This window comes from Amycolatopsis sp. NPDC028719 (assembly GCF_055565395.1).
On the sequence record NZ_JBVHUL010000007.1, the window covers coordinates 279,632 to 298,802 of the forward strand.

A 19,171-nucleotide genomic window follows, 5' to 3' on the forward strand; every position below is an offset into this window, starting at 1 on the left:
GGTGGTGATAGGTCGTCCACTTCGCTCTTGACTTGCCGCCGCGGGCTGCTGTAGATGACATCGCGGTGCCTTGGTGGCGACGCGATCCCGATGAACTCACGTCCGCAGGTTTGCCGCGGCTCTTGCCGAAACACCACGGGATACGTAAGCGACGTCGGCCGGCATATCGCCCTCCGGCTTTGCCGGACAGGAATTCACGCCCGCCGCGAGCTCAGCAGGAGCAGGCACAGCACGGCGATCCCGGTGACGAGCAGCATCGGGCTCGATGTGGGCGGCGTCGCCGCGGTCGCCTGCGCGACGGCGGGCTGTTGCTCGGTCGCGGGCGGTTCCGTCGCGGGCGCGGCGGCCGCCGTGGTGCCGGCCGGGGGTGTGGTCGCCGGTGCACCGGCGGTCGGGCGGCCGCGGTCGACGTCAGCGGCGGGATCTCCGACGCCTGGCGCTCCGTGGCTGGTTCCTTGACCACGAGCACCTTGTGCGACGAACACCGATTCGGGAGCCGGTCCGCGTCCTGTGCCCATATCCGGAGTCTTCGGGGACGATCGCCGGCCGGGTCAGGCCGATCGGGCAAGCCCTGCCGGTCTCAGCCTCCCTGTGCCCTGGCGATCAGCCGTTCCCGGGTCTGTCCTGACCGGGCGACCTCGACGACGGTGAGAGCCATCGCCAAACCCGCGTCGCGGACGAACCGGTCGCCCTCGGGGCCGCCCGCCGCGAGGGCGAAGGCGGCGGTGTGGTTGCCGTCCTCGGGCGGCAGGTCGAAGGAGAGCATCGGGTGGATGGCGGGCACGCGCAGCGAAACGTTGCCCATGTCGGTCGAACCGAACATCTTGTCCGGGTAGTCGGGGAAGGTCCGGCCGACGGCCTTCGCGTGCTTCTCGAACAGCGGGGCCAGATCAGGATCGTGCCGGAATTCGCGGTAGATGGACGGCAGCGCGGTGTACTCGACGCCGGTGCCGGTGGCCACCGCTCCCGCCTCGAAGCAGCGCCGCACCCGCTCCCACACCTCGTCGACCTCGTCGATCGTGTCGGCCCGGATCATGCAGTCGACGACAGCGTGGTCGGGGATGACGTTGACGGCGGCTCCGGCCTCCTTGACGACGTGGTGGACGCGGATGCCGTCGCGCAACTGCTGGCGCAGCAACCCGATCGCGGTCTGGGCGACGACCGTCGCATCCCCCGCGTTCAACGCGCTCCAGGGACGCGAGGCGTGGCCGCCGACCCCGGTGTAGGTGACCTGCCAGGAGCGCGAGGCACGCAGGTGCGGGACGACAACGTCCTTCAGCGTCGGGTGCACCATCATGGCCGCGTGGGTGCCGTCGAAGACCCCTTCGTTGACCATGATCTCCTTGCCGGTCCCCCTCTCCTCCGCCGGAGTACCGAAAACCCGGATCGTCAGCCCGAGTTCGCCGGCGTACGGGGCCAGCGCCAGTGCGGCGCCGACGGCGGACGCGGCGATGACGTTGTGACCGCAGCCGTGCCCGATCCCGGGGAGCGCGTCCATCTCCGCGCACAGACCGAACACGAAGCCGCCGGACCCGGCCGAGGCGGCGAACGCCGTCGGCAGGCCGGCCACCCCTTTCTCCACGGAGAACCCGCCGGATTCCAGGGCCGCGACGAGCGCGGCCGAAGTCGCGTGTTCTTCGAAGGCCAGTTCGGGGTTGGCGTTGATCCGGTGCGAAAGCTCCAGGACCGAGTCCAGGCTTTGCTCGAACGCGCGCTCGACGCGCTGCTCGACTCCGGTCATCGTGACAGCTCCTTTCCGACGTGGTCGGCGATCTGGGCGTGGGTGGCGAACCAGACGCCTTCGTGCGATGCGATGTGTTCGAGCAGTGCGGCGAGGATCGTGACGCGGGAGCGATGCCCGATGACGTGCGGATGCAGGGTGAGCTGGAAGACGCCGCCTTCGGCACGGGCGAGAGCGAACTCGTCGCGCCAGATCGACAGCACCCCGCGCGGCGGCGTGTACGGCCGCTGTGCCCCGAAGCGCTCCATCATGAAGTACGGCATGTCGTCACGGATCCACTCGACCGGCAGTTCGACGATGCCGGTGGGCTCGCCGTCCGCGACGATCTCGTAGCAGTCGTCGTCGGCCATCAGCGACGAGTCGTACGTCAGCCCCAGGTCGCGGATGATCTCGAGCGAATGCCCGGAGAAGTCCCACGATGGCGTGCGAATGCCGACGGGCCGTGTCCCGGTCAGGCGTTCGAGCGTGTCCGCGGCGCGGAAAGCGAGTTCGCGTTCGGCTTCCGGCGGCACCTGGGTGTTGCGTTCGTGGATCCAGCCGTGCAGGGCGATCTCGTGCCCGGCGTCCACATAGGACTTCGCCTCGCCGTCGTGCAGCAGCGCGGACACCGCGGGCATGAAGAAGGTCGAGGGCGCTTCGAACCGGTCGAGCAGCTTCAGCACCCGGGGCACACCGACCCTGGCGCCGTACTCGCCCTGGGACAGCTTTCCCGGCAGCACTTCGCCGTCGCGCAGGGGGATCGTCTCGTGGTCGGAGTCGAACGACAACGCCACCGCCACCTTGGCGCCGCCCGGCCAGGACTCCGGCCGCAGCGCACGCCCGGCGCGAACGCGCTCCACGTGCCCGCGCCAGACCTGTTCGTCCCATTGCCACGGTTCACTCATACTTCCTCCGTTTCTCCGAGGTTTCGCCGCAGTCGCCCGCCCGCATCGACCACGATGGACGGATCCAGCTCCCGGGACATCGCCGCGATCCGGGCGAGGATCGAGGCCGCCACCTCCGGGCGCGGCAGGATCGGCTGGCTGTCCGGATCGAGTTCGATGGGGTCCAGGCGCAGGGAAGGCCCGCCGGCGCCGCCCAGCCGGATCCGGAACACCGCGCTCTCGAACCAGGGGCCGTCGAGCAAGGCCGCTCGGTAAGGCGGGGCCGGGCGCGCGTCTTTTCGTACGGTCATCGATTCCGCGTTCCACCCGTCGCACCAGTCGAAGAGGAAATTACCGGTGGAGTACAGGATCAGCCCGTTCTCGTGGAACTCCACCGGATGCAGGCAATGCGGGTGGTGCCCGATGACGAGGTCCGCGCCGGCTTCGACCAGTCGCCGGGCCAGGGGGCGCTGGTATTCCGCCAGCGGGCCCTGCGTCGCGGGCAGGTAGCAGAACGGCACGCCCCAGTGCAGCGCGACCACGACGAAATCGTTGGCCTGCTTGGCTTTCTCGATCAGGGCTTCGGCCGCGCACACGTCCGGTTCGTGCGCGCTCGAATGCACGAAAGGCGGCATTCCCGGGGTTTCGTCGAGGAGCGTGCTGTCGAACTCGAAGCTTTGGCGCACCCGGATCGTCCCGACCCCGGCACGATCGGCCGTGGCGTTGAAGCCCAGCGGGAGGGCTGAGCAGAAGCTGAAGAAGGCCAGTGTCCGCCCGGCGGCGGACACGACGCGAGGCCTGGTCGCTTCGGCGATCGTCGCACCCGCCCCGGCGTGCCGGACACCCGCGGCGTCCAGCGCCCGCATCGTGTCACGCAGCCCTTCGCTGCCGAAGTCCAGCGCGTGGTTCGTCGCCAAGGAGACCAGGTCGAAGCCGAGTGCCGCCAGTTCCGTCGCGCCCGCGACCGGCGCCCGCATCGTGACCAGCTTCTCGGCACGCACCCCGGAATCGGTGTACGGGACCTCGAGGTTGCCGATCGTCAGGTCGCCGCCGCGGAGCAGCCCGAACGCCGGATCGCTCGCGGGTCGTCGCGGTCGCCCCGCCGCGACGACGTCTCCCACCACTACGAGGTCCATGGGCCCTCCGTTTCACATTGCGATACGGCATATCGCATTGTAGCCCAGTCGCGGGTAGGCTGGTGTCATGCGAGAGGAAGAAGCCGATCGGCGGTCCGGCAGTGTCCGGTCGATGAACAGCGTCCTGACCACCTTGCGGGTGTTCGAAGAAGTCGCCCTGCGACAACCGATCGGCGTCTCGGAACTGGCCCGTGTGACGGAGATCCCGAAGGGCACCGTCCAGCGCTGCCTGGTGACACTCAGGCAGGCCGGCTGGCTCAAGGTCATGGACACCGAACGCGCGCGGTGGGGCGTGACGAGGAAAGTGCTGGCCCTCGGACTGCGCAGCACAGGGGAGCGAGATCTCCAGGACGTGGCGGCCCCGGTCCTCAAGCGTCTCGCGGCCGCGACCGACGAGACCGTCATGCTCGGCGTGCGCGACGGCGAGTGTCTCGTCATCGTCGCACGTGAGGACACCACGCAGGTCGTTCGCGTCTTCCTCGAAATCGGCACGCGGGTGCCGCTGCGCGCGACGTCGGGCGGCACCGCGATCATGGCGCTGCTCGAGGACGATGAGGTCGACGAACTGCTGCGGTGCGAGCTCGCGGAGTTCGCCGACGCCCCCTTGCCGGACGTCGCGGAGCTCCGGCGCGAGATCGCCCAGACCGCGAAGCGTGGCTACGCGCTCAACGGCTCCTCCTCGTGGTACCGCCCGCACGTGGCCTCCATCGGCGCGGCCGTCCGGGACCCGCTCGGGCGTCCGATCGCGGCGGTCACGCTCGCTGTTCCGGAAACGCGATACCGCCGCGACCAGGAGAACACCCTTGCGCCCCTGGTCATGGCCGCCGCGGCCGAAATCAGTCACCTGCTCGCGGCCGACTGACACCGGGGAGGTCTCGTATGTCATCACGGGAGCCGGTCCATCTTCGCGCTGTCGGGCATCGTCGTGATCGTGACCATGCCGACGACCGCCGCGGCGACCACGTAGATCCAGATCTTGTCGCGGTGCCCGACGTCGGTCAGCCAGGTCGTGAAATACGGCGCCGTGCCGCCGAAGAGCGCGACCGTTGTCGCGTAAGGCAAGCCGGTCCCGGTGGTGCGCACCCGGGTCGGGAACAACTCGGCGTAAAGCGCCGCCACGTTCGCCGAGTTGCCGAGGAGCAGCACCACCCCGACGAACTCGACGAGCAGCAGCGTCCAGAAGCCTGCCCCGTCGAGCAGGCGATAGGCAGGCCACGCGTACAGCGCGAACCCGACCAGGAAGAACAGGAAGGTCGGACGCCTCCCGAACCGATCCGACAGCAGTCCTCCGAGGGGGAGCAGCAGCATGAACGCGACGACGGACAGCGAATTCGCGAGCAGGGCCCGATCGAGGTCGAGGCCGGTGGTCACGGCGACGTAGCCGGGCATGGCCGTGATCCACAGGTAGTAGATGATCGTTCCGGGAACGGTGATCCCGACGACGCGAAGCAGGCTCAGCTTGTGTCCGGCGAACAGCGTCCGGACCGGCCGGTGCGGGACGGTGGTCGCCGCCGCGTCGTGGAAGTGCCGCGTTTCCTCGGTGCGGAGCCGCAACCACAGGACGATCAACCCCAGAGCGGCAGCGGCGGCGAAGGCGATCCGCCAGCCGAAGGAGTGCAGCTGCCGATCGTCCAGAAGGGTGGTCACGGCGAGCGCGAACAGCGACGCGAGCAGGATCCCGCCGGCCGTCGACACCTGCTGGAAGGATCCCGCGAACGCCCGCCTCCCCGGAGCCGCGTTCTCCAGGATGTACGACACCGAACTCGGCCATTCGCCGCCCGCGGAGAAAGCCTGCACCAGCCTGGCCACCAGCAGCACCACGGGCGACAACACGCCGGCCTGCTCGTAGGTCGGGCACACCGCGATGGCGAGACCACCGGCCGACATCAGGCCGATGGTCAGCGTCAGGGCCTTCTTCCGGCCGAACCGGTCGGCGTAGGCGCCGAGCACGAGGCCACCGAGCGGACGGACGAAGAAGCCCACCGCGAAGATCGCGAGCGTGGACAGGAACGCGGCGGCCGGATCGCCCTTCGGGAAGAACTGGTTCGCGAAGACCGGCGCCAGGGACGCGTAGATCCCCCAGTCCACGTACTCGACAGCGTTGCCCAGCGCCCCGGCGAGGACCGCCTTCCGCTGCTTGGCGGTCATCTTGGCCGAGGGTGCCGTGGCGGCGGGGTTTCCGGTCACGACGGTGTGCTGTTCTGCAGTCACGGCTCTCCCTGAGGTTCGAAGCCAGCCCGATCGATTGGATTACCGTAATACGGTATTCTCATCTGTCAACAGTCCGTACTACGGTCATACGATGTTGCGAGGAAGTGAGTGAGCTGTGCCCAGCACTGAAGCACCCGGCCCGGAGCTGAACCCGTTGCGGTTGCGGGACGTTTCGATCCCCAATCGCGTGTGGATGTCCCCGATGGCCCAGTACGCCGCGGGACCTGACGGCTTGCCGACCGACTGGCACCTGGTGCACTACGGCCAGCGCGCGGTCGGCGGAGCGGGCCTGATCATGGTCGAGTCCACAGCGGTCGGCCCGCAGCACCGGACCACCTCGGCGGACCTCGGGATCTGGACCGAAGAACAGGCCGTCGCCCATCGTCGCCTGACGTCGTTCATCGCCGGACACGGCGCGGTCCCCGCGATCCAGCTGCTGGCCGCGGGCCGGAAGGGATCACACCAGGTGCCCTGGGAGGGCGAAGGGCAGAACGGCCCGGTCGGAGTGTCCGACGGCGGTTGGGGCGTGTTCGGGCCGTCGGCGATCCCGTTCGGCGACCTGGCCGTGCCCCGCGAAGCGACTCAGGCCGACCTCGACGAGGTCGTCGCAGCCTTCGCCCAGGCGACCCGGATGTCCCACCTCGCCGGGTACCAGGCCGTCGAGATCCACGCCTCGCACGGTTATCTCCTGCACCAGTTCCTGTCCCCGCTGGCCAACCACCGCACTGACGAGTACGGCGGGAGCCCGCGGAACCGGATGCGCTTCCCGCTGCGCGTGGCCCGGGCGGTCCGGCAAGCCTTCCCGGCGGGCAAGCCGGTCTTCGTCCGCATCACCGCGACCGACTGGGCCGAAGGCGGTATCACCGTCGAGGACGCCGCCGGGTTCGCCAAGGAACTGGCGGCCGCGGGCATCGACCTCCTCGACGTCACGTCCGGTGTCCTCGTGCGTGACCTCGAAGCCCGGCCGCCCGCACGGGCCGGGGTGAACGTCGGGTTCGCGACCACGCTCAAGCAGGCCTCGGGTCTCGCGGTCGCTCCGGTCGGGCAGATCGACGGCCTGGCGGCGGCGAGCCGGATCGTGGGCGACGGGGAGGCCGACGCCGTGCTGCTGGGCCGTCCCCTGCTGCGTGACCCGTACCTCGCTCTGCGCGGCCGCGCCGCCGACAAGGAAGCCTGGCCCGTCCGCTACCACCGCGCGCTCTGACCCTCTCCCGCACGACAAGGAACGATTGTGAACAAAAAGAACCGCGAAGTCGTCCGCCCCGACGGCACGACGATCCACTACACGGCCACCGGCCCGGCCGACGGGCCGGTCATGGCACTCGTCCACGGCTGGGGCTGCGACCGCCGCGACTTCGACGCGATCATCGGCTTCCTCCCGCGACATCTCCGCGTGCTGGCGGTCGACCTCGCCGAGCACGGAGACTCGCGGTCCACCCGCGACGTCTGGACGATGGAGGAATTCGCCCGCGACGTGGCGGCCGTCCTCGAAGCCGAGTCGGTCGGTTCGTGCGTCGTCGTCGGGCATTCGCTGGGCGGGGCGGTCGCGGTCGAAACCGGCAGGCTGCTGCCCGGGGTGGTCACCCGCATAGTTGCGCTCGATGCCCTGCACTACCTGTCGTTGTTCCCCGCGCAGGACGAACACGCGGCCGAGGCGTTGCTGCACCCCTTCCGTGAGGACTTCGCCGGGGCGATGCGGGGCATGGTCGAGGCGGGCTCACCGCCCGGCACCGATCCCGCGCTGGTGGACGCCTACATCGAGAAGATGAGCGCCGTACGTCAGCCGGCGGGCTTGTCCGCCCTCGAAGGACTGGTGAGCTGGGACATGGACGCCGCGCTGCGCGAGACGACCCAGCCGATCGTGGTGTTCGCCGTGCGCGCGATCATCACCCAGGAAGCCATCGACCGCTACGGCGATCGCGTGCGGATCGAGACGATCGAGCTGGGAAGCCACCATTTCCACGTCGAATCGCCTGAAGCCACGGCGGCGCTGCTGGCCACCGAGATGTCCGCCTAGGACTCCCGGGTCCCGGTCGTCCCCTCGGCGGCCGGGGCCCGCTCAGCCGGACTGCCGTGCGGCGAGTTCGCGCAGTGCGGTGGTCGCGGCGTTGCGGACGTGGTCCTCGCACGCCTCACGAGCGGCGGCGGCGTCACCGCGGACGGCCGCGGCGTCGTGGATGGCGGTCAGCTCGCGGACGGTTTCCGGCCCGCGGCCTTCGGCCTGCATGGACAGGCCACGCAGCAGCTGCACGCGGGCGTGGATGCCGCGCAGTGTCGAAGCGATGATCGGGTTCGCCGCGCCGTCGATGAGGACGTCGTAGAACTCGTCCTTCATCTCCAGCCGCTCGGCCAGATCCGCCTTGCGGTGCGTCCTGGCGTAGCGCCGGACGACCTTGCCCATCAGCTCACGCTGTTCGGTGGTGGCTCGCTCGGCGAACAGGGCTCCGGCCAGGCCTTCGAGCGCGCCGCGCACCTCGAACAGCGCTTCGGCGTCGCCGGTGGTCAGCTCGGTGACGACCGGCCCCCGGTTGGGCACCGTGGTCACCAGGCCTTCGGAGTCGAGCTGCCGCAGGACTTCGCGGACGACGGTGCGGGAAACCTCGTACCGCGCGCACAACCGGGATTCGACCAGTCGCTCACCCGGCTTGAACTCCGCGGCCAGGATGTCCTGCCGGAGCGCTTCGAGGACCTGCGCCCGCAAGGGAGCGGCCACGCGCTGCACTCTTTGTCCTGTCACGCGGCCGCCTCCTCGTCCTGGGTCTAAGACGGTATCACTGTAGTATGACCCGTCAGGTCGACGCCGGTCACCTTGGCCAGGTAGCGGGCGATCTCGGACTGGTCCGGGTTCCCCTCGCCCAGGTCGGCGAGCGCTTCACGGCAGAACCGGACACAGGCCCGCGACACCTCCGGCGCCAGCCCGAGCGAGGTCGACAGATCCAGCGCGGTGGTGATGTCCTTGACGGTCAACCGAAGCGAGAAGCCGACCTGGAACCGCCCGTCCAGCACTTCCGGCCCGATCTTGACCTCCGTCGACTGGTTGCGGCCGGTGGACCGGTTGACGACGTCGAGCATGATCCGTGGGTCCAGGCCGAACTTGGCGCCCGCGGTGAGCACCTCCAGCGCCCCGACCAGGCCGATGGCCGACAAGAGGTTGTTGAGCGCCTTCAGCGCGTGCGCGGCCCCGACGGGGCCGACGTGCGTCACGGACGTCCCCATCGCGCGCAGGATCGGCAGGACCCGTTCGTAGTCTTCGGCCGAGCCGCCCGCCATGATCGTCAGTTCGGCCGTCGCGGCCTTGCGCGGGCCGCCGGAAACGGGGGCGTCCACCATCGCGACGTCGCCCTTTTTCAGTCGCCCGGCCAGTTCCTGGGTCGCCCGGGGCGCGGACGATCCCATGTCCACCACCAGCGTGCCGGGTCTCAACCGGCCGGCGAAGCTTCGCGGGTTTCCGGGATCGCCGAGCACCCGCTCGACCACGGTGCTGTCGGGCAGCATGAGGATCACGACGTCGGCATCGGCTCCGTCGAGGAGGCCGGGCAACGCCGTCACCCCCGCGTCCCGGGTGGCCGCGTCGAGCGCGGCACGGTCGGCGTCGTGGACCGCGACCGGCGCGGATCGCGCGAGGTTGCGGACCATCGGCTGTCCCATCGTGCCCAGGCCGATGAAGGTGACGGCGGCTGCCATGACCACTTCCCTTCGTGGATGTCCGGCGGGTCAGCCCTGGAAGGCGGCGACGGTCGGCTCGAGGCCGTCCGCGCCGACGACCTCGCGCCAGGCCTCGAAACCGGCCTGGAACGCGACGATCCCCGCTTCGGGCAAAGAAATCTCGATCGCTTCGAGGATCTCGCGGGGCGTGACACCGAGTTCGAGGGCGACCTTGATGTGGCTCTGGATGTGCCCCTTCGTGGCACGCATCACCGTGAGGCTGACGATGAAGATGAGCTCCTTCGTCTTGCGGTCCAGCGTGCGCTGGTCGAGGTACGCGGCGCTGACCAGCCTGTTGGCGGCCTGCAGCACATCGAAGTCCTGCTTGGCCATCACCTTGTGGTAGTCGAGGACGTAGCCCCGTTTGCGCGCCATGTCGTCGATGTAGGTCTGCGGATCGTGATCAGTGGTGGTCATCTGGTCCTCCGGTCGTCGATGCCCTAACCATAATACTGTAATACGGTTAGTCAACCCGTGGGTCGCCGAAGCGCCGGAGCCCGCCGTGCTATCGATCAGGTGAGCTCGGCAGCGGCAAGGATGCGCCGAGCACGCCGCCGGACCGGGTCGTCGATCATCTGTCCGTTGTGGACACTGACGCCCGAGTTCGGAGATGCCAGCACGCCGCGCGCCCATGCGACGTCCTTCGCCGACGGGGCGAAGATCTCGGCGGTGCGCTTGATCTGTGCGGGGTGGATGAGCAGCTTCGCGCCGAACCCCAGCTCGCGGGCGTGTCGTGCGTCGAGGGCCAGGGACTCGGGGTCGTCGAAAGCCGTCGTGACGCCGTCGATCGGCGGCGCGCAGCACGCCGCCGCCGAGGCGTGGACGAGCTGCGACCGTGCGGCGGCCAGTGCCGCGTGGGAGGCCGGGTCGACGCCCAGCTCGGCGGCGAAGTCGACGTTGCCGAAGGCGACCCTGACCACGCCCGGGGCGCGGCAGATCTCACCGGCGGCCAGCAAACCGCGGGGGGTTTCGATGATGGGGATGATCGCGACGGCGCCGTTGTCGTGGCAGGCCGCGACGTCCTCCGCCGACTCCGCTTTCGGGACGACCACCGCCGTCGCCGTGCTGACCGCGGCTGCGTCGTCGTCGTGCCACGGCGTGGTCCGGCCGTTGATCCGCACCGCGGCGCGTCCTCCGCCGGCCAGCCACCGCGTCACCCCGGCTCGGGCGTGGACCTTGCTCTCCGGTGCGACCGCGTCTTCGAGATCGATGATCACCACGTCGGCTCCGGCGGCGACCGCTTTGCCGAACCGGTCAGGTCGGTCCGCGGGGACGAAGAGGAACGTCCGGGCCGTTTCGAGGGCAGGTGCCGCCATCGCCGGTCTCCTCTGCAGTGTGTTCAGGCGCCGAACTCGGCGCGCAGGGCTTCGGTGTGTTCGCCGAGTGCGGGGACAGGGCCCATCCGGGCTTCGCGGCCGCGCACCGTCACCGGCGGCAGGAGCGCCCGGACGGTGCCGCCGGTGGTCTTGATCTCCCGCCCGCGGTCGCGGGCTGTGAGCTGCGGGTGCTCGAAGAACTCCGCGGGCGTCCGGACTCGCGCCGACGCGATGCCGGCTTCGTCGAGCAAGGCAACGGCTTCGTCGGCGGTCAGCTGCGTGAACGCGGCCTCGATCAGCGGGGTGATCGCCTCGTTGTGCAGCACGCGGTCGGTGTTGGTCACGAACCGCGGGTCGACGGCGAGTCCGGGCTGCCGGAGCACCTCGGCGCAGAGGGTCGCCCATTCGCGGTCGCTCTGGACGCCGAGGAAGACCGTCGAGCCGTCGCCGGCGCGGTACGGGCCGTAGGGCGCGATGGACGCGTGCCGCGCGCCGGTGCGCACGTTCGCGCGCCGGCCGTAGACGGAGTAGTAGGCGGGCTGCATCATCCATTCGCCGAGTGCGTCGAGCATCGCGACGGTGATGGTGCTGCCGGTGCCGCTGCGGCTTCGCTCGTACAGCGCGGTCAGGATGCCGCTGTAGGCGTACATCCCGGTGGCGATGTCGGCGATCGAGACGCCGGCCTTGGCGTGCTCGTCCGGCGTCCCGGTCACCGACACCAAGCCGGTCTCGCACTGCACGAGCAGGTCGTAGGCCTTCTTCGCCCGGTACGGGCCTTCGCTGCCGTAGCCGGAGATGGAGCAGTAGATCAGCCCCGGGCGCGTCGCGCGGAGCGTGTCGGCGTCGAGACCGAGCCGATCGACCGCGCCGGGCACGAGGTTCTGCACCACCACGTCAGCGTGGTCGATCATGCGGCCCAGCAGGGTGCGGTCGGCGGGGTTCTTGAGGTCCAGCTCGATGCTTTCCTTGCCGCGGTTGAGCCACACGAAGTAGCTCGCCTCGCCGTGGACGGTGTGGTCGTAGGCGCGGGCGAAGTCGCCCGTGCCGGGGCGTTCGATCTTGAGGACCCGGGCACCGAGGTCGGCGAGCTGGCGGGTGGCGAACGGCGCGGCGACGGCTTGTTCCAGGGCGACCACGGTGACGCCGTCGAGGGGGAGCGCGGTCACGAGACGACCTTGTTCCGCTGGATGAGCTGGCGGGCGATCACGGTGCGCTGGATCTCGTTGGTTCCTTCGCCGACGATCATCAGGGGGGCGTCGCGGAAGTAGCGTTCGACGTCGAACTCGGTGGAGTAGCCGTAGCCACCGTGGATCCGGACCGCGTTGAGGGCGATCTTCATCGCGGTTTCGGAGGCGAACAGCTTGGCCATGCCCGCTTCCAGGTCGGCACGTTGCCCGGAGTCGTAGGTGCGGGCGGCGTGGAAGGCGAGCTGGCGGGCGGCCTCCAGCTCGGTGGCCATGTCGGCGAGATAGTTGCCGATCGACTGGTGCTCCCAGATCGGTTTCCCGAACGCCTCGCGCTCCTGCGCGTAGCGGAGGGCGTCGTCGAGCGCGGCCTGACCGACGCCGAGTGCGCGGCAGGCCACCTGGATCCGACCGATCTCCAGGCCCCGCATCATCTGGGCGAAGCCGCGGCCTTCCTGCCCGCCCAGCAGGGCGGCGCGGGGGACACGGAAGTCGGCGAAGGACAGCTCGCAGGACTCGACGCCCTTGTAGCCGAGCTTGGGCAGATCGCGGGAAACCTCGAACCCCGGGCCCTTCTCGACCAGCAGGATGCTGATGCCGCGGTGGGCCGGGCGCGCACCGGGGTCGGTGCGGCACAACAAGGCGACCAGCTGGGAGTGGCGGGCGTTGGAGATCCAGGTCTTGGTGCCGTTGACGACGTAGTCGTCGCCGTCGGCGCGCGCGGCGGTGCGGATGGCCTGCAGGTCGGATCCGCCACCCGGCTCGGTGAGCGCCATGGTGGCGCGGATCTCGCCGGTCGCCATCTTCGGCAGATAACGGTCCTGCTGCTCGCGCGTGCCGTGCTCGAGGATCAGTTTCGCGACGACGGTATGGCCGCCCATCGCGCCGGCCAGGCTCATCCAGCCGCGGGCGAGTTCGGTGGTCACGGCGGCGTAGCAGGACGTGCTGACCGCGACCTCGCCCCAGGGCTGGGGAATGGCCAGCCCGTAGACGCCCATCTCCTTCATCTGCTCGATGAGCCGTCCGGGGTAGGTGTCGGCGTGCTCCAGCTCGCGCACCACGGGCCGGACTTCCCGGTCCACCCAAGTGCGCACCAGAGCGGCGAGCTCGGCTTCGTCCGCGGTCAGTTCAGGCATCGGAGGAGTCCTTCCGGTCGAGAGCTTCGGCTTCCATCGCGAGCCGGCCGTCTGCGGAGGCGGCCCAGAGCGACGTCATCTCCCCGTCGCGCCGCCCGTTGACGGTGAACGCCTCCGGCAGGAACAGCGGGGAGCGGGCACGGTAGCGGAACGAGGCGGGGGGCCGGTGCCGGCGGACGGTCAGGTCCAGCAGCAACGTGGCCAGCAGCGGCCCGTGAACCACCGGGTTCGGGTAGCCCTCGACGGCCCGGCAGTAGTCGGCGTCGTAGTGGATGCGGTGGCCGTTGAACGTGAGCGCGGAGTACCGGAACAGCGCGGTGCTGTCGAGCTGCCAGGTCTCGCTGAACTCCGCGTCGCCCGGCGCAGACGGCCCTTCGTGCCCGGCCGGCCCGGTCGGCGGTTCCCGGTACACGATGGTTTGCGTCTCGGTGATCGCCGTCCGGCCGGCCACCCTGATCTCGTGGGCGACGTCGACGAAGTACAGCGGGCCGGTGCGGCCCCGTTTCTCCGAGATCGCGCGGATGGTCGAGATCTTCGTCGTCGTGGCGCCGAGCGGGACAGGGGAGTGGAACGCGAGGTCGCCGCCTGCCCACATGCGCCGGGACAACGGCACCGGCGGCATCGTGACACCGAGCGCGGGGTGCCCGTCGGCGCCGAGCTGCGACGCGCGAACCGTGTCGTGGAAGTACAGCCAGTGCCACGCGGGCGGAAGAGGGTCACCGGCTTTGAACTGCGGCGCGCGGTCGAGCGTGACCGCCAGCCCGTTCGCCGGTCCGGGGTCGAGCACAGTCGTGCTGGAACGGGTGGTCCCGATCCAGTCTTGCCAGTTCGTCTCCACTGTCATCGCCACGTTCCTCCATCGCCACGATCGCGCCGTGAATCCATCTTGAACGAGCATGTTGCTTGAAGTCGAATGACAAGATTTCATTACCGTATGCCGAGGCGACATGGGGAGGACGGAAGATGGATTTCAAGCAGCTGACCGCGGTCGTGACCGTGGCGGAGACGGGCAGCGTCACCAAGGCCGCGCAACTCCTGCACCTCGTGCAGTCCGCTGTCACGCGCCAGATCCTCGGCCTTGAAGAAGAACTCGGCGTACCGCTGTTCGACCGCTCCCGGCAGGGCATGCGCCCGACAGCGGCCGGCGCGAGGCTGGTGGAACGGGCGCGCCGGGCGTTGGGTGAGATCGAGCGGGCCCGCGCGGAGATCAGCCCGGTGCGCGGCGCCGTGACGGGCATCGCCCACGTCGGCGTCCTGGGCGGCGCCATCGACCTGCTGGTCCCGCCGTTGGTCGCGGTCGTCGCGGAGAAGTACCCGCGGATCGACCTGCGCATCTCGACGGCGTACTCCGGCCACCTGCGCGAATGGCTCGACACCGGAGAGCTCGATCTGTCCCTGGTGTACAACCTCGACGACACCCCCGCGGTGCGCGTCCTCCCGCTGCTGCGGGACCGGTTGTGGGTGGTGGGGCCGCCGGATGCCGGACTGCGTCCCGACCAGCCGGTCGACGTCGGCGACGCGCTGCTGCAGCCGTTCATCGTCCCGGTGCCCGGCCACGGATTGCGGATCCTGTTCGACCAGGCACGCCTGTCCGCGGGAGTCGAGCCCAACACGGTCGTGCAGGCGAACTCCATGGAACTGCAGAAGGTCCTGGTCAAGGCCGGACGCGGCTGGACCGTCCTGCCTGCCTCCGGCGTCGCGACGGACTTGGCCGAAGGAACGTTGAGCGCGGCTCCACTGCGGAACCCCGAGATTCCGCGGACCATCGGCCTCGGCTTGCCGCGGACCGGCCGGACACCACCAGCCGTCGAGGCGGTCGCGACCGAACTGGCCCGGATCATCCGCGCGGCCGTCGCGGACGGCGCGTGGCCCTCGGCGCAGCTGCTCGCCCGCTGACCGCGTGAGTGGCCGTCGTGGCGTCGGGTCAGGGGCGTCGCGGAGATCCCCGGCCGAGCGCAAAGGCCACCGGGATCCACACCGGACGGTCGAACGGCAGAACCGTAGCTACGAGATCGCCCTGGCCGGATATCGTTCGTCGCGGACAACCACGGCCATGGGGACACTGTGGACAGTCACACGCCGAGCAGTTTTTCCGCGTTACCGTGTGCGATGCGGTGCTGGTCCTCGGTGGACAGTCCGGATTCGGCGAGGAACGCGGCCGCCCCGTCGTTTCCGACGAACGGGTAGTCGACCGAATGGAGGATCCGGTCCGCGCCGATCGTCTCGAGGCAGAACCGCAGCTGTGCCTGACTGAACATGCCTGACGGCGTGATGTACGCGTTCTCCCGGAAGTACTCGGCGAAGGAGCGGTCCAGGCCGGTGATCCGCGTGGGCAGCTGGTCGTCGAGCCGGTCCAGGTAGAACGGGATCATCTCGCCCCAGTGCCCGAGGATCACCTGCAGTTCCGGATGCCGGTCGAACACCCCGGACAGCACGAGGTGCACGAAGTGCGTCGCGGTTTCCACGTGCCAGCCCCAGGCGGCGGCTTGGAAGCGTGCGGTGACCACCGGATCGAGGCCACCGTAGGAGGCATCGGTGACCGCTCGCGGCGGGAGGCCGGGGTGGAGGTAGATCGGCGCTTGCAGCCGGGCCGCGGCGGCCAGCACCGGGGCGAACCGCGGGGCGTCGAGGAATTCGCCTTCGGTCCGTCCGGTGATCAGGGTGCCGACGAACCCCAGTTCGGACACGCACCGGGCCAGCTCCCGCGCCGCGGCTCCGGGCGCGGCGGTGCCCAGCGTGGCGAAAGCGGCGAACCGGCCGGGGTACGCGGCGACCGCGGCGGCAGCGGTGTCGTTGGTGTGGCGGGCCAGTTCGGGTGCGACGTCGGCCGGTGCCTGCTGCCCCCACAGTCCGGAAAGGACCTGCATGGTGATGCCGTGCCGGTCCATGTCCGCGATCCGGGCTTCGCCGAGTTCTTCGAGTTGTTCCGCCGGCGCCGCGGTGGCGGCGGTGGCATTGCCCTCGGCGGCCGAGTAGGCACGCACGAAGCCGGGCCCGAGTTCACGCATCACCGGGGTGCTCGCGGCGGTGAGGGCGGGGTCGGAGAAGTGCTCTTCCAGCGTGATGATTCGCATGGGGTCTCCTGGTCGAATTATTGGACAGGTTGTCCACTAATTCGATGTTAGGCTTCTGTGCCATGGCGCGCAACGACACCGAACCGGCCAAACGCGGACGGGGCCGTCCGCCGTCGGCCGAGGTGCGCCGCCGCATCCTCGAAACGGCGGCGGTCGTGCTGGTCGAGAACGGCGTCTCCGAGGTCACTTTCGACAAGGTGGCGCGCCGCGCCGGGGTGAGCCGGATGACGCTGTACAAGTGGTTCCGCTCGCCCGCCTCGCTGGCGCTCGCCGCGTTCGAGGACACCTACGCGGACTCACTGCGCCCCGAGTCGACCGGCGACCTGTGGACCGACCTGCGCACCCACCTGCGGGGGTTCGTGGCCGACCTGTCCGAGCCCCGCCTCGGCGCGATGGTCGCCGGGTTGCTCGGCTCCGCCCAGCACGACCCGGCGCTGGCCGGCGAGATTTCCGGCAGCTACACCCGGCCCCGCCGCGAAGGAGCCGCGGAACTGCTGCGCGTCGGCCAGCGACGCGGGCAGCTGCCGGCGTCGGTGGATGTCGAGGTGCTGGTCGATCAGCTGTGGGGTGCCTGTTACGCGCGCCTGCTGCTGCCCGAGGGAGTACTGGACGAAGCCTTCGCGGACACACTGGTGGCGAATCTGCGTGCCTTGTCCGGTACGGATTGAGGGTGGGCTCAGGACCGCGACCGGGCGGACGACCCCGGCTGCGGTCGCGTCAGCCCGCCCGGAACTTGTCGGCCACGCCCTGCTCCAGATAGTCGTCGGGCAGGTCGTGGACAACGAGCTCGGGCAGTTTCCGCTCGACGTGGAGCTGCCAGTACGCATCCGCCAGCGTGTCCGGGTGGGAGGCGGGGCCGCCCTGGCCGATGAAGGCCGCGATCGCCACGTGGGCGGCGTACACCCCGGTGCCTTCGAGCGCGGCGTGCAGGTTGAGCACGTAGTTGCGCAGGCCGCCGGTGGCGATCTGGATGTTCGCCACGTGCGGGGCGATGATGGGTCCGGAGCCCGCACCACTGGTGACCAGGATCGTGCCGGTGCGGCGCTGCAGCAGGCCGGGCAGGACCTGCTGAATCGTCGCGATGCCGCCGAGCAGGTAGAGGTCCAGCTGCGCCAGGACGGAGTCGACGGTGATGTCGATGGCCCCCACCATCGGTGCCGCGCGCAGGTCGGCCGGAGTCGGGGCGGGTGAGTACTCGACCACGTCGATCGGGCCGAGCCGCTCCTCCGCGGCGGCCAGGGCCGTCCGCAGGGCGGGCCGATCGGTGATGTCCGCCGGGAAGGCCTCGACCTTGGAGCCGTGACCTGACAGGCTCGCCGCGACGCCGTCGAGCGTGGACCGGGTGCGCGCGATCAGTGCCACGTCGAACCCTTCGGTGATGAACCGGCGCCCGATCGCGTGCCCCAGTTGCGGACCCGCACCGACGATGGCGATCGTGCTCATTCGCTCTCCTCAGCCAACGAAATCAGTGCCGCCGTGAACCCTTCGACGTCCACTTTCAAGCCGACGGCCATGCGTTGCTGCAGGCCGCTCACGGCGCAGAGCACGACCTCGGCGCGCTGCAGTGCTTCCGCGCCGGGCTCGCCCGAGACGGTCCCTTCGATCAACCGGGCCAGCGTCGCGCACACCCGGGCGTGCCGCTCGGCGATCATCGCCTGGAGCGCCGGTGCCCCCACGGCCTTGGCCCAGACCTGATTGCTCAGCCCGCCGCGGTGCTCGTCGGAGGCCGCGGCGACCATGGCGCCGATCGCGTCCCTCAGCGTGAGTGCCGGCGCATCCTGTGCCACGAGACTGATGCCCATCACCCGCTCGGTCGCCGCCATGACGATGGCTTCCTTGTTGTCGAAGTAGCGGTAGACCGTACCTGTCGCGACGCCGGAGGCCCGGACGATGTCGGCCATGGAGGTCTCGGCGAAGCCGTTGCGGGCGAAAAGTTCCTGGGCGGCCGCGATGATCGCGTCACGGCGGCCGGTCATGCGCTGTTCGGTCATCTTGACCATGGCTCGGATCCCATCACGACGGCTTCTCCTAGCATGAATGAACGTTCATTCCGCGTCAAGGGCGGCGTCTGCGCGGTTCACCGCCGCGGCGAGCTCGCGCACCTCGCCGTCGGCACCGCTGCGGCTATCGATCTTCGGGGACGCCGGCAGCGGGGAGTACCGCGAAGGTCTCCACGTGGTCGATGGCTGCCAGCAGAGCGTCTTTCACCGGGGTGATCTCGCGGGCGACCTGGGCGAGGAGCATGCCGCCCTGGAAGGCGGAGAGCAGGAGATGGGCCAGCCGGGTGGGATCGGCCTCGGCGCTGATGCGGCCGAGGCCCTGCATCCGCGCGAGGCCGTCTCGGAAGACGTCCCTCCATTGCTCGAACGCCTTCGCGAGTTCGGTGCGAACGTCCAGGTCGGTCTTGATGATCTCGCCGGCGAGCGAGCCGAGGGTGCAGCCTTCCTGGTAGGAGCGCTCGTAGGCGATGTAGTGGCCCGCCCATTCCCGAAGCGAGTCGAGGCTGTCGAAGTGGGCGAACCGTGCGCTGCGATGGAACGTCAGGACGCGCTCGGCCTGCCACTCGATGACCGCCAGGACGAGGCTTTCCTTGGTCGGGAAGTAGTGGTTGAGCTGCGACCCGCTGACGCCGGCGGCGCGGCGGAGCTGCTCGTTGTTCGTCGCGTGGACGCCTTTGGCGTAGATGAGCTCCGCGGCGTGCTCGAGGATGCGGGCTCGGGTCGCCTGCCCCTTGCCCGTGAGCTTCTGCGGTGTCCGGGCTTCCGTTGTGACGTCCATGCGTCGCACGGTACCGCAAAGTGGGCT

At 69.8% G+C, this 19,171-nt stretch carries 21 protein-coding genes; 5 read left to right on the forward strand and 16 right to left on the reverse strand.

The genetic code is table 11. The features are described 5' to 3' along the window. Positions 1-194: 194 nt before the first annotated feature. The 4 genes from ACZ4TR_RS31950 to ACZ4TR_RS31965 all read right to left on the reverse strand — a co-directional run bounded on the left by ACZ4TR_RS31950 (position 195) and on the right by ACZ4TR_RS31965 (position 3,740). A complete protein-coding gene (locus ACZ4TR_RS31950; protein ID WP_465291188.1) occupies positions 195-518 on the reverse strand; it encodes a hypothetical protein in 324 nt (107 codons plus the stop codon). A gap of 62 nt (positions 519-580) precedes the next feature. Beyond that, positions 581-1,741, reverse strand: a complete 1,161-nt coding sequence (locus ACZ4TR_RS31955) for a M20 family metallopeptidase (protein ID WP_465291190.1) — start codon at positions 1,739-1,741, stop codon at positions 581-583. Next, the gene (locus ACZ4TR_RS31960) at positions 1,738-2,625 is read right to left on the reverse strand and encodes a polysaccharide deacetylase family protein (RefSeq protein ID WP_465291192.1); all 888 of its coding nucleotides are present in this window, start codon (positions 2,623-2,625) and stop codon (positions 1,738-1,740) included. The genes ACZ4TR_RS31955 and ACZ4TR_RS31960 overlap by 4 nt, the downstream gene beginning before the upstream one ends. After that, on the reverse strand, positions 2,622-3,740 hold the full coding sequence (locus ACZ4TR_RS31965; protein ID WP_465291194.1) for a CapA family protein: 1,119 nt from the start codon (positions 3,738-3,740) through the stop codon (positions 2,622-2,624). The genes ACZ4TR_RS31960 and ACZ4TR_RS31965 overlap by 4 nt, the downstream gene beginning before the upstream one ends. A 67-nt stretch (positions 3,741-3,807) precedes the next feature. On the opposite strand from ACZ4TR_RS31965, the gene ACZ4TR_RS31970 reads away from it, so the two are divergent. Further along, positions 3,808-4,602, forward strand: coding sequence for an IclR family transcriptional regulator (locus ACZ4TR_RS31970; protein ID WP_465291196.1), 795 nt, complete (start codon positions 3,808-3,810; stop codon positions 4,600-4,602). 23 nt (positions 4,603-4,625) lie between these two features. Here the strand turns inward: ACZ4TR_RS31970 and ACZ4TR_RS31975 are convergent, their stop codons facing one another. Continuing rightward, complete coding sequence (locus tag ACZ4TR_RS31975) at positions 4,626-5,951, reverse strand: MFS transporter (protein ID WP_465291197.1); 1,326 nt, start codon at positions 5,949-5,951, stop codon at positions 4,626-4,628. Between the two features lie 115 nt (positions 5,952-6,066). Here ACZ4TR_RS31975 and ACZ4TR_RS31980 point away from each other — a divergent pair, with 115 nt between their 5' ends. Continuing rightward, positions 6,067-7,155, forward strand: a complete 1,089-nt coding sequence (locus tag ACZ4TR_RS31980) for an NADH:flavin oxidoreductase/NADH oxidase (RefSeq protein WP_465291199.1) — start codon at positions 6,067-6,069, stop codon at positions 7,153-7,155. A 27-nt stretch (positions 7,156-7,182) separates the two neighbouring features. After that, positions 7,183-7,968, forward strand: a complete 786-nt coding sequence (locus ACZ4TR_RS31985) for an alpha/beta fold hydrolase (protein ID WP_465291200.1) — start codon at positions 7,183-7,185, stop codon at positions 7,966-7,968. Between the two features lie 42 nt (positions 7,969-8,010). On the opposite strand, the gene ACZ4TR_RS31990 is transcribed toward ACZ4TR_RS31985, so the two are convergent. The 7 genes from ACZ4TR_RS31990 to ACZ4TR_RS32020 all read right to left on the reverse strand — a co-directional run bounded on the left by ACZ4TR_RS31990 (position 8,011) and on the right by ACZ4TR_RS32020 (position 14,136). Next, a complete protein-coding gene (locus ACZ4TR_RS31990; protein ID WP_465291202.1) occupies positions 8,011-8,688 on the reverse strand; it encodes a GntR family transcriptional regulator in 678 nt (225 codons plus the stop codon). A gap of 23 nt (positions 8,689-8,711) precedes the next feature. After that, a complete protein-coding gene (locus tag ACZ4TR_RS31995) occupies positions 8,712-9,635 on the reverse strand; it encodes an NAD(P)-dependent oxidoreductase (RefSeq protein WP_465291204.1) in 924 nt (307 codons plus the stop codon). Positions 9,636-9,665: 30 nt separating this feature from the next. After that, the gene (locus ACZ4TR_RS32000) at positions 9,666-10,073 is read right to left on the reverse strand and encodes a carboxymuconolactone decarboxylase family protein (protein ID WP_465291206.1); all 408 of its coding nucleotides are present in this window, start codon (positions 10,071-10,073) and stop codon (positions 9,666-9,668) included. 95 nt (positions 10,074-10,168) lie between these two features. Then, the gene (locus tag ACZ4TR_RS32005; protein ID WP_465291207.1) at positions 10,169-10,972 is read right to left on the reverse strand and encodes an HpcH/HpaI aldolase/citrate lyase family protein; all 804 of its coding nucleotides are present in this window, start codon (positions 10,970-10,972) and stop codon (positions 10,169-10,171) included. A gap of 23 nt (positions 10,973-10,995) precedes the next feature. Continuing rightward, positions 10,996-12,138, reverse strand: a complete 1,143-nt coding sequence (locus ACZ4TR_RS32010) for a CaiB/BaiF CoA transferase family protein (RefSeq protein ID WP_465291209.1) — start codon at positions 12,136-12,138, stop codon at positions 10,996-10,998. Beyond that, on the reverse strand, positions 12,135-13,292 hold the full coding sequence (locus ACZ4TR_RS32015; protein WP_465291210.1) for an acyl-CoA dehydrogenase family protein: 1,158 nt from the start codon (positions 13,290-13,292) through the stop codon (positions 12,135-12,137). The genes ACZ4TR_RS32010 and ACZ4TR_RS32015 overlap by 4 nt, the downstream gene beginning before the upstream one ends. Beyond that, positions 13,285-14,136, reverse strand: a complete 852-nt coding sequence (locus tag ACZ4TR_RS32020; RefSeq protein WP_465291212.1) for an HTD2 family dehydratase — start codon at positions 14,134-14,136, stop codon at positions 13,285-13,287. Before ACZ4TR_RS32020 ends, ACZ4TR_RS32015 begins: the two co-directional genes overlap by 8 nt. Before the next feature lie 119 nt (positions 14,137-14,255). Between ACZ4TR_RS32020 and ACZ4TR_RS32025 the strand changes: the two genes are divergently transcribed. Further along, the gene (locus tag ACZ4TR_RS32025; protein ID WP_465291214.1) at positions 14,256-15,188 is read left to right on the forward strand and encodes a LysR family transcriptional regulator; all 933 of its coding nucleotides are present in this window, start codon (positions 14,256-14,258) and stop codon (positions 15,186-15,188) included. Positions 15,189-15,364: 176 nt separating this feature from the next. Here ACZ4TR_RS32025 and ACZ4TR_RS32030 read toward each other — a convergent pair whose 3' ends face one another. Beyond that, complete coding sequence (locus tag ACZ4TR_RS32030; RefSeq protein WP_465291215.1) at positions 15,365-16,366, reverse strand: amidohydrolase family protein; 1,002 nt, start codon at positions 16,364-16,366, stop codon at positions 15,365-15,367. A gap of 62 nt (positions 16,367-16,428) precedes the next feature. On the opposite strand from ACZ4TR_RS32030, the gene ACZ4TR_RS32035 reads away from it, so the two are divergent. Then, positions 16,429-17,034 (forward strand): TetR/AcrR family transcriptional regulator C-terminal ligand-binding domain-containing protein, encoded by a 606-nt coding sequence (locus tag ACZ4TR_RS32035; protein ID WP_465291217.1) that lies wholly within the window; start codon positions 16,429-16,431, stop codon positions 17,032-17,034. Positions 17,035-17,083: 49 nt separating this feature from the next. Here ACZ4TR_RS32035 and ACZ4TR_RS32040 read toward each other — a convergent pair whose 3' ends face one another. The 3 genes from ACZ4TR_RS32040 to ACZ4TR_RS32050 form a co-directional block, all read right to left on the reverse strand. Continuing rightward, positions 17,084-17,809: an SDR family NAD(P)-dependent oxidoreductase gene (locus ACZ4TR_RS32040; protein WP_465291219.1), complete on the reverse strand. Its 726-nt coding sequence runs from the start codon at positions 17,807-17,809 to the stop codon at positions 17,084-17,086. After that, positions 17,806-18,366 carry a TetR/AcrR family transcriptional regulator gene (locus tag ACZ4TR_RS32045; RefSeq protein WP_465291220.1) on the reverse strand — a complete coding sequence of 187 codons (561 nt, stop codon included), beginning with the start codon at positions 18,364-18,366 and terminating at the stop codon, positions 17,806-17,808. The genes ACZ4TR_RS32040 and ACZ4TR_RS32045 overlap by 4 nt, the downstream gene beginning before the upstream one ends. A gap of 124 nt (positions 18,367-18,490) precedes the next feature. Next, the gene (locus ACZ4TR_RS32050) at positions 18,491-19,144 is read right to left on the reverse strand and encodes a TetR/AcrR family transcriptional regulator (RefSeq protein ID WP_465291221.1); all 654 of its coding nucleotides are present in this window, start codon (positions 19,142-19,144) and stop codon (positions 18,491-18,493) included. Positions 19,145-19,171: the final 27 nt, after the last annotated feature.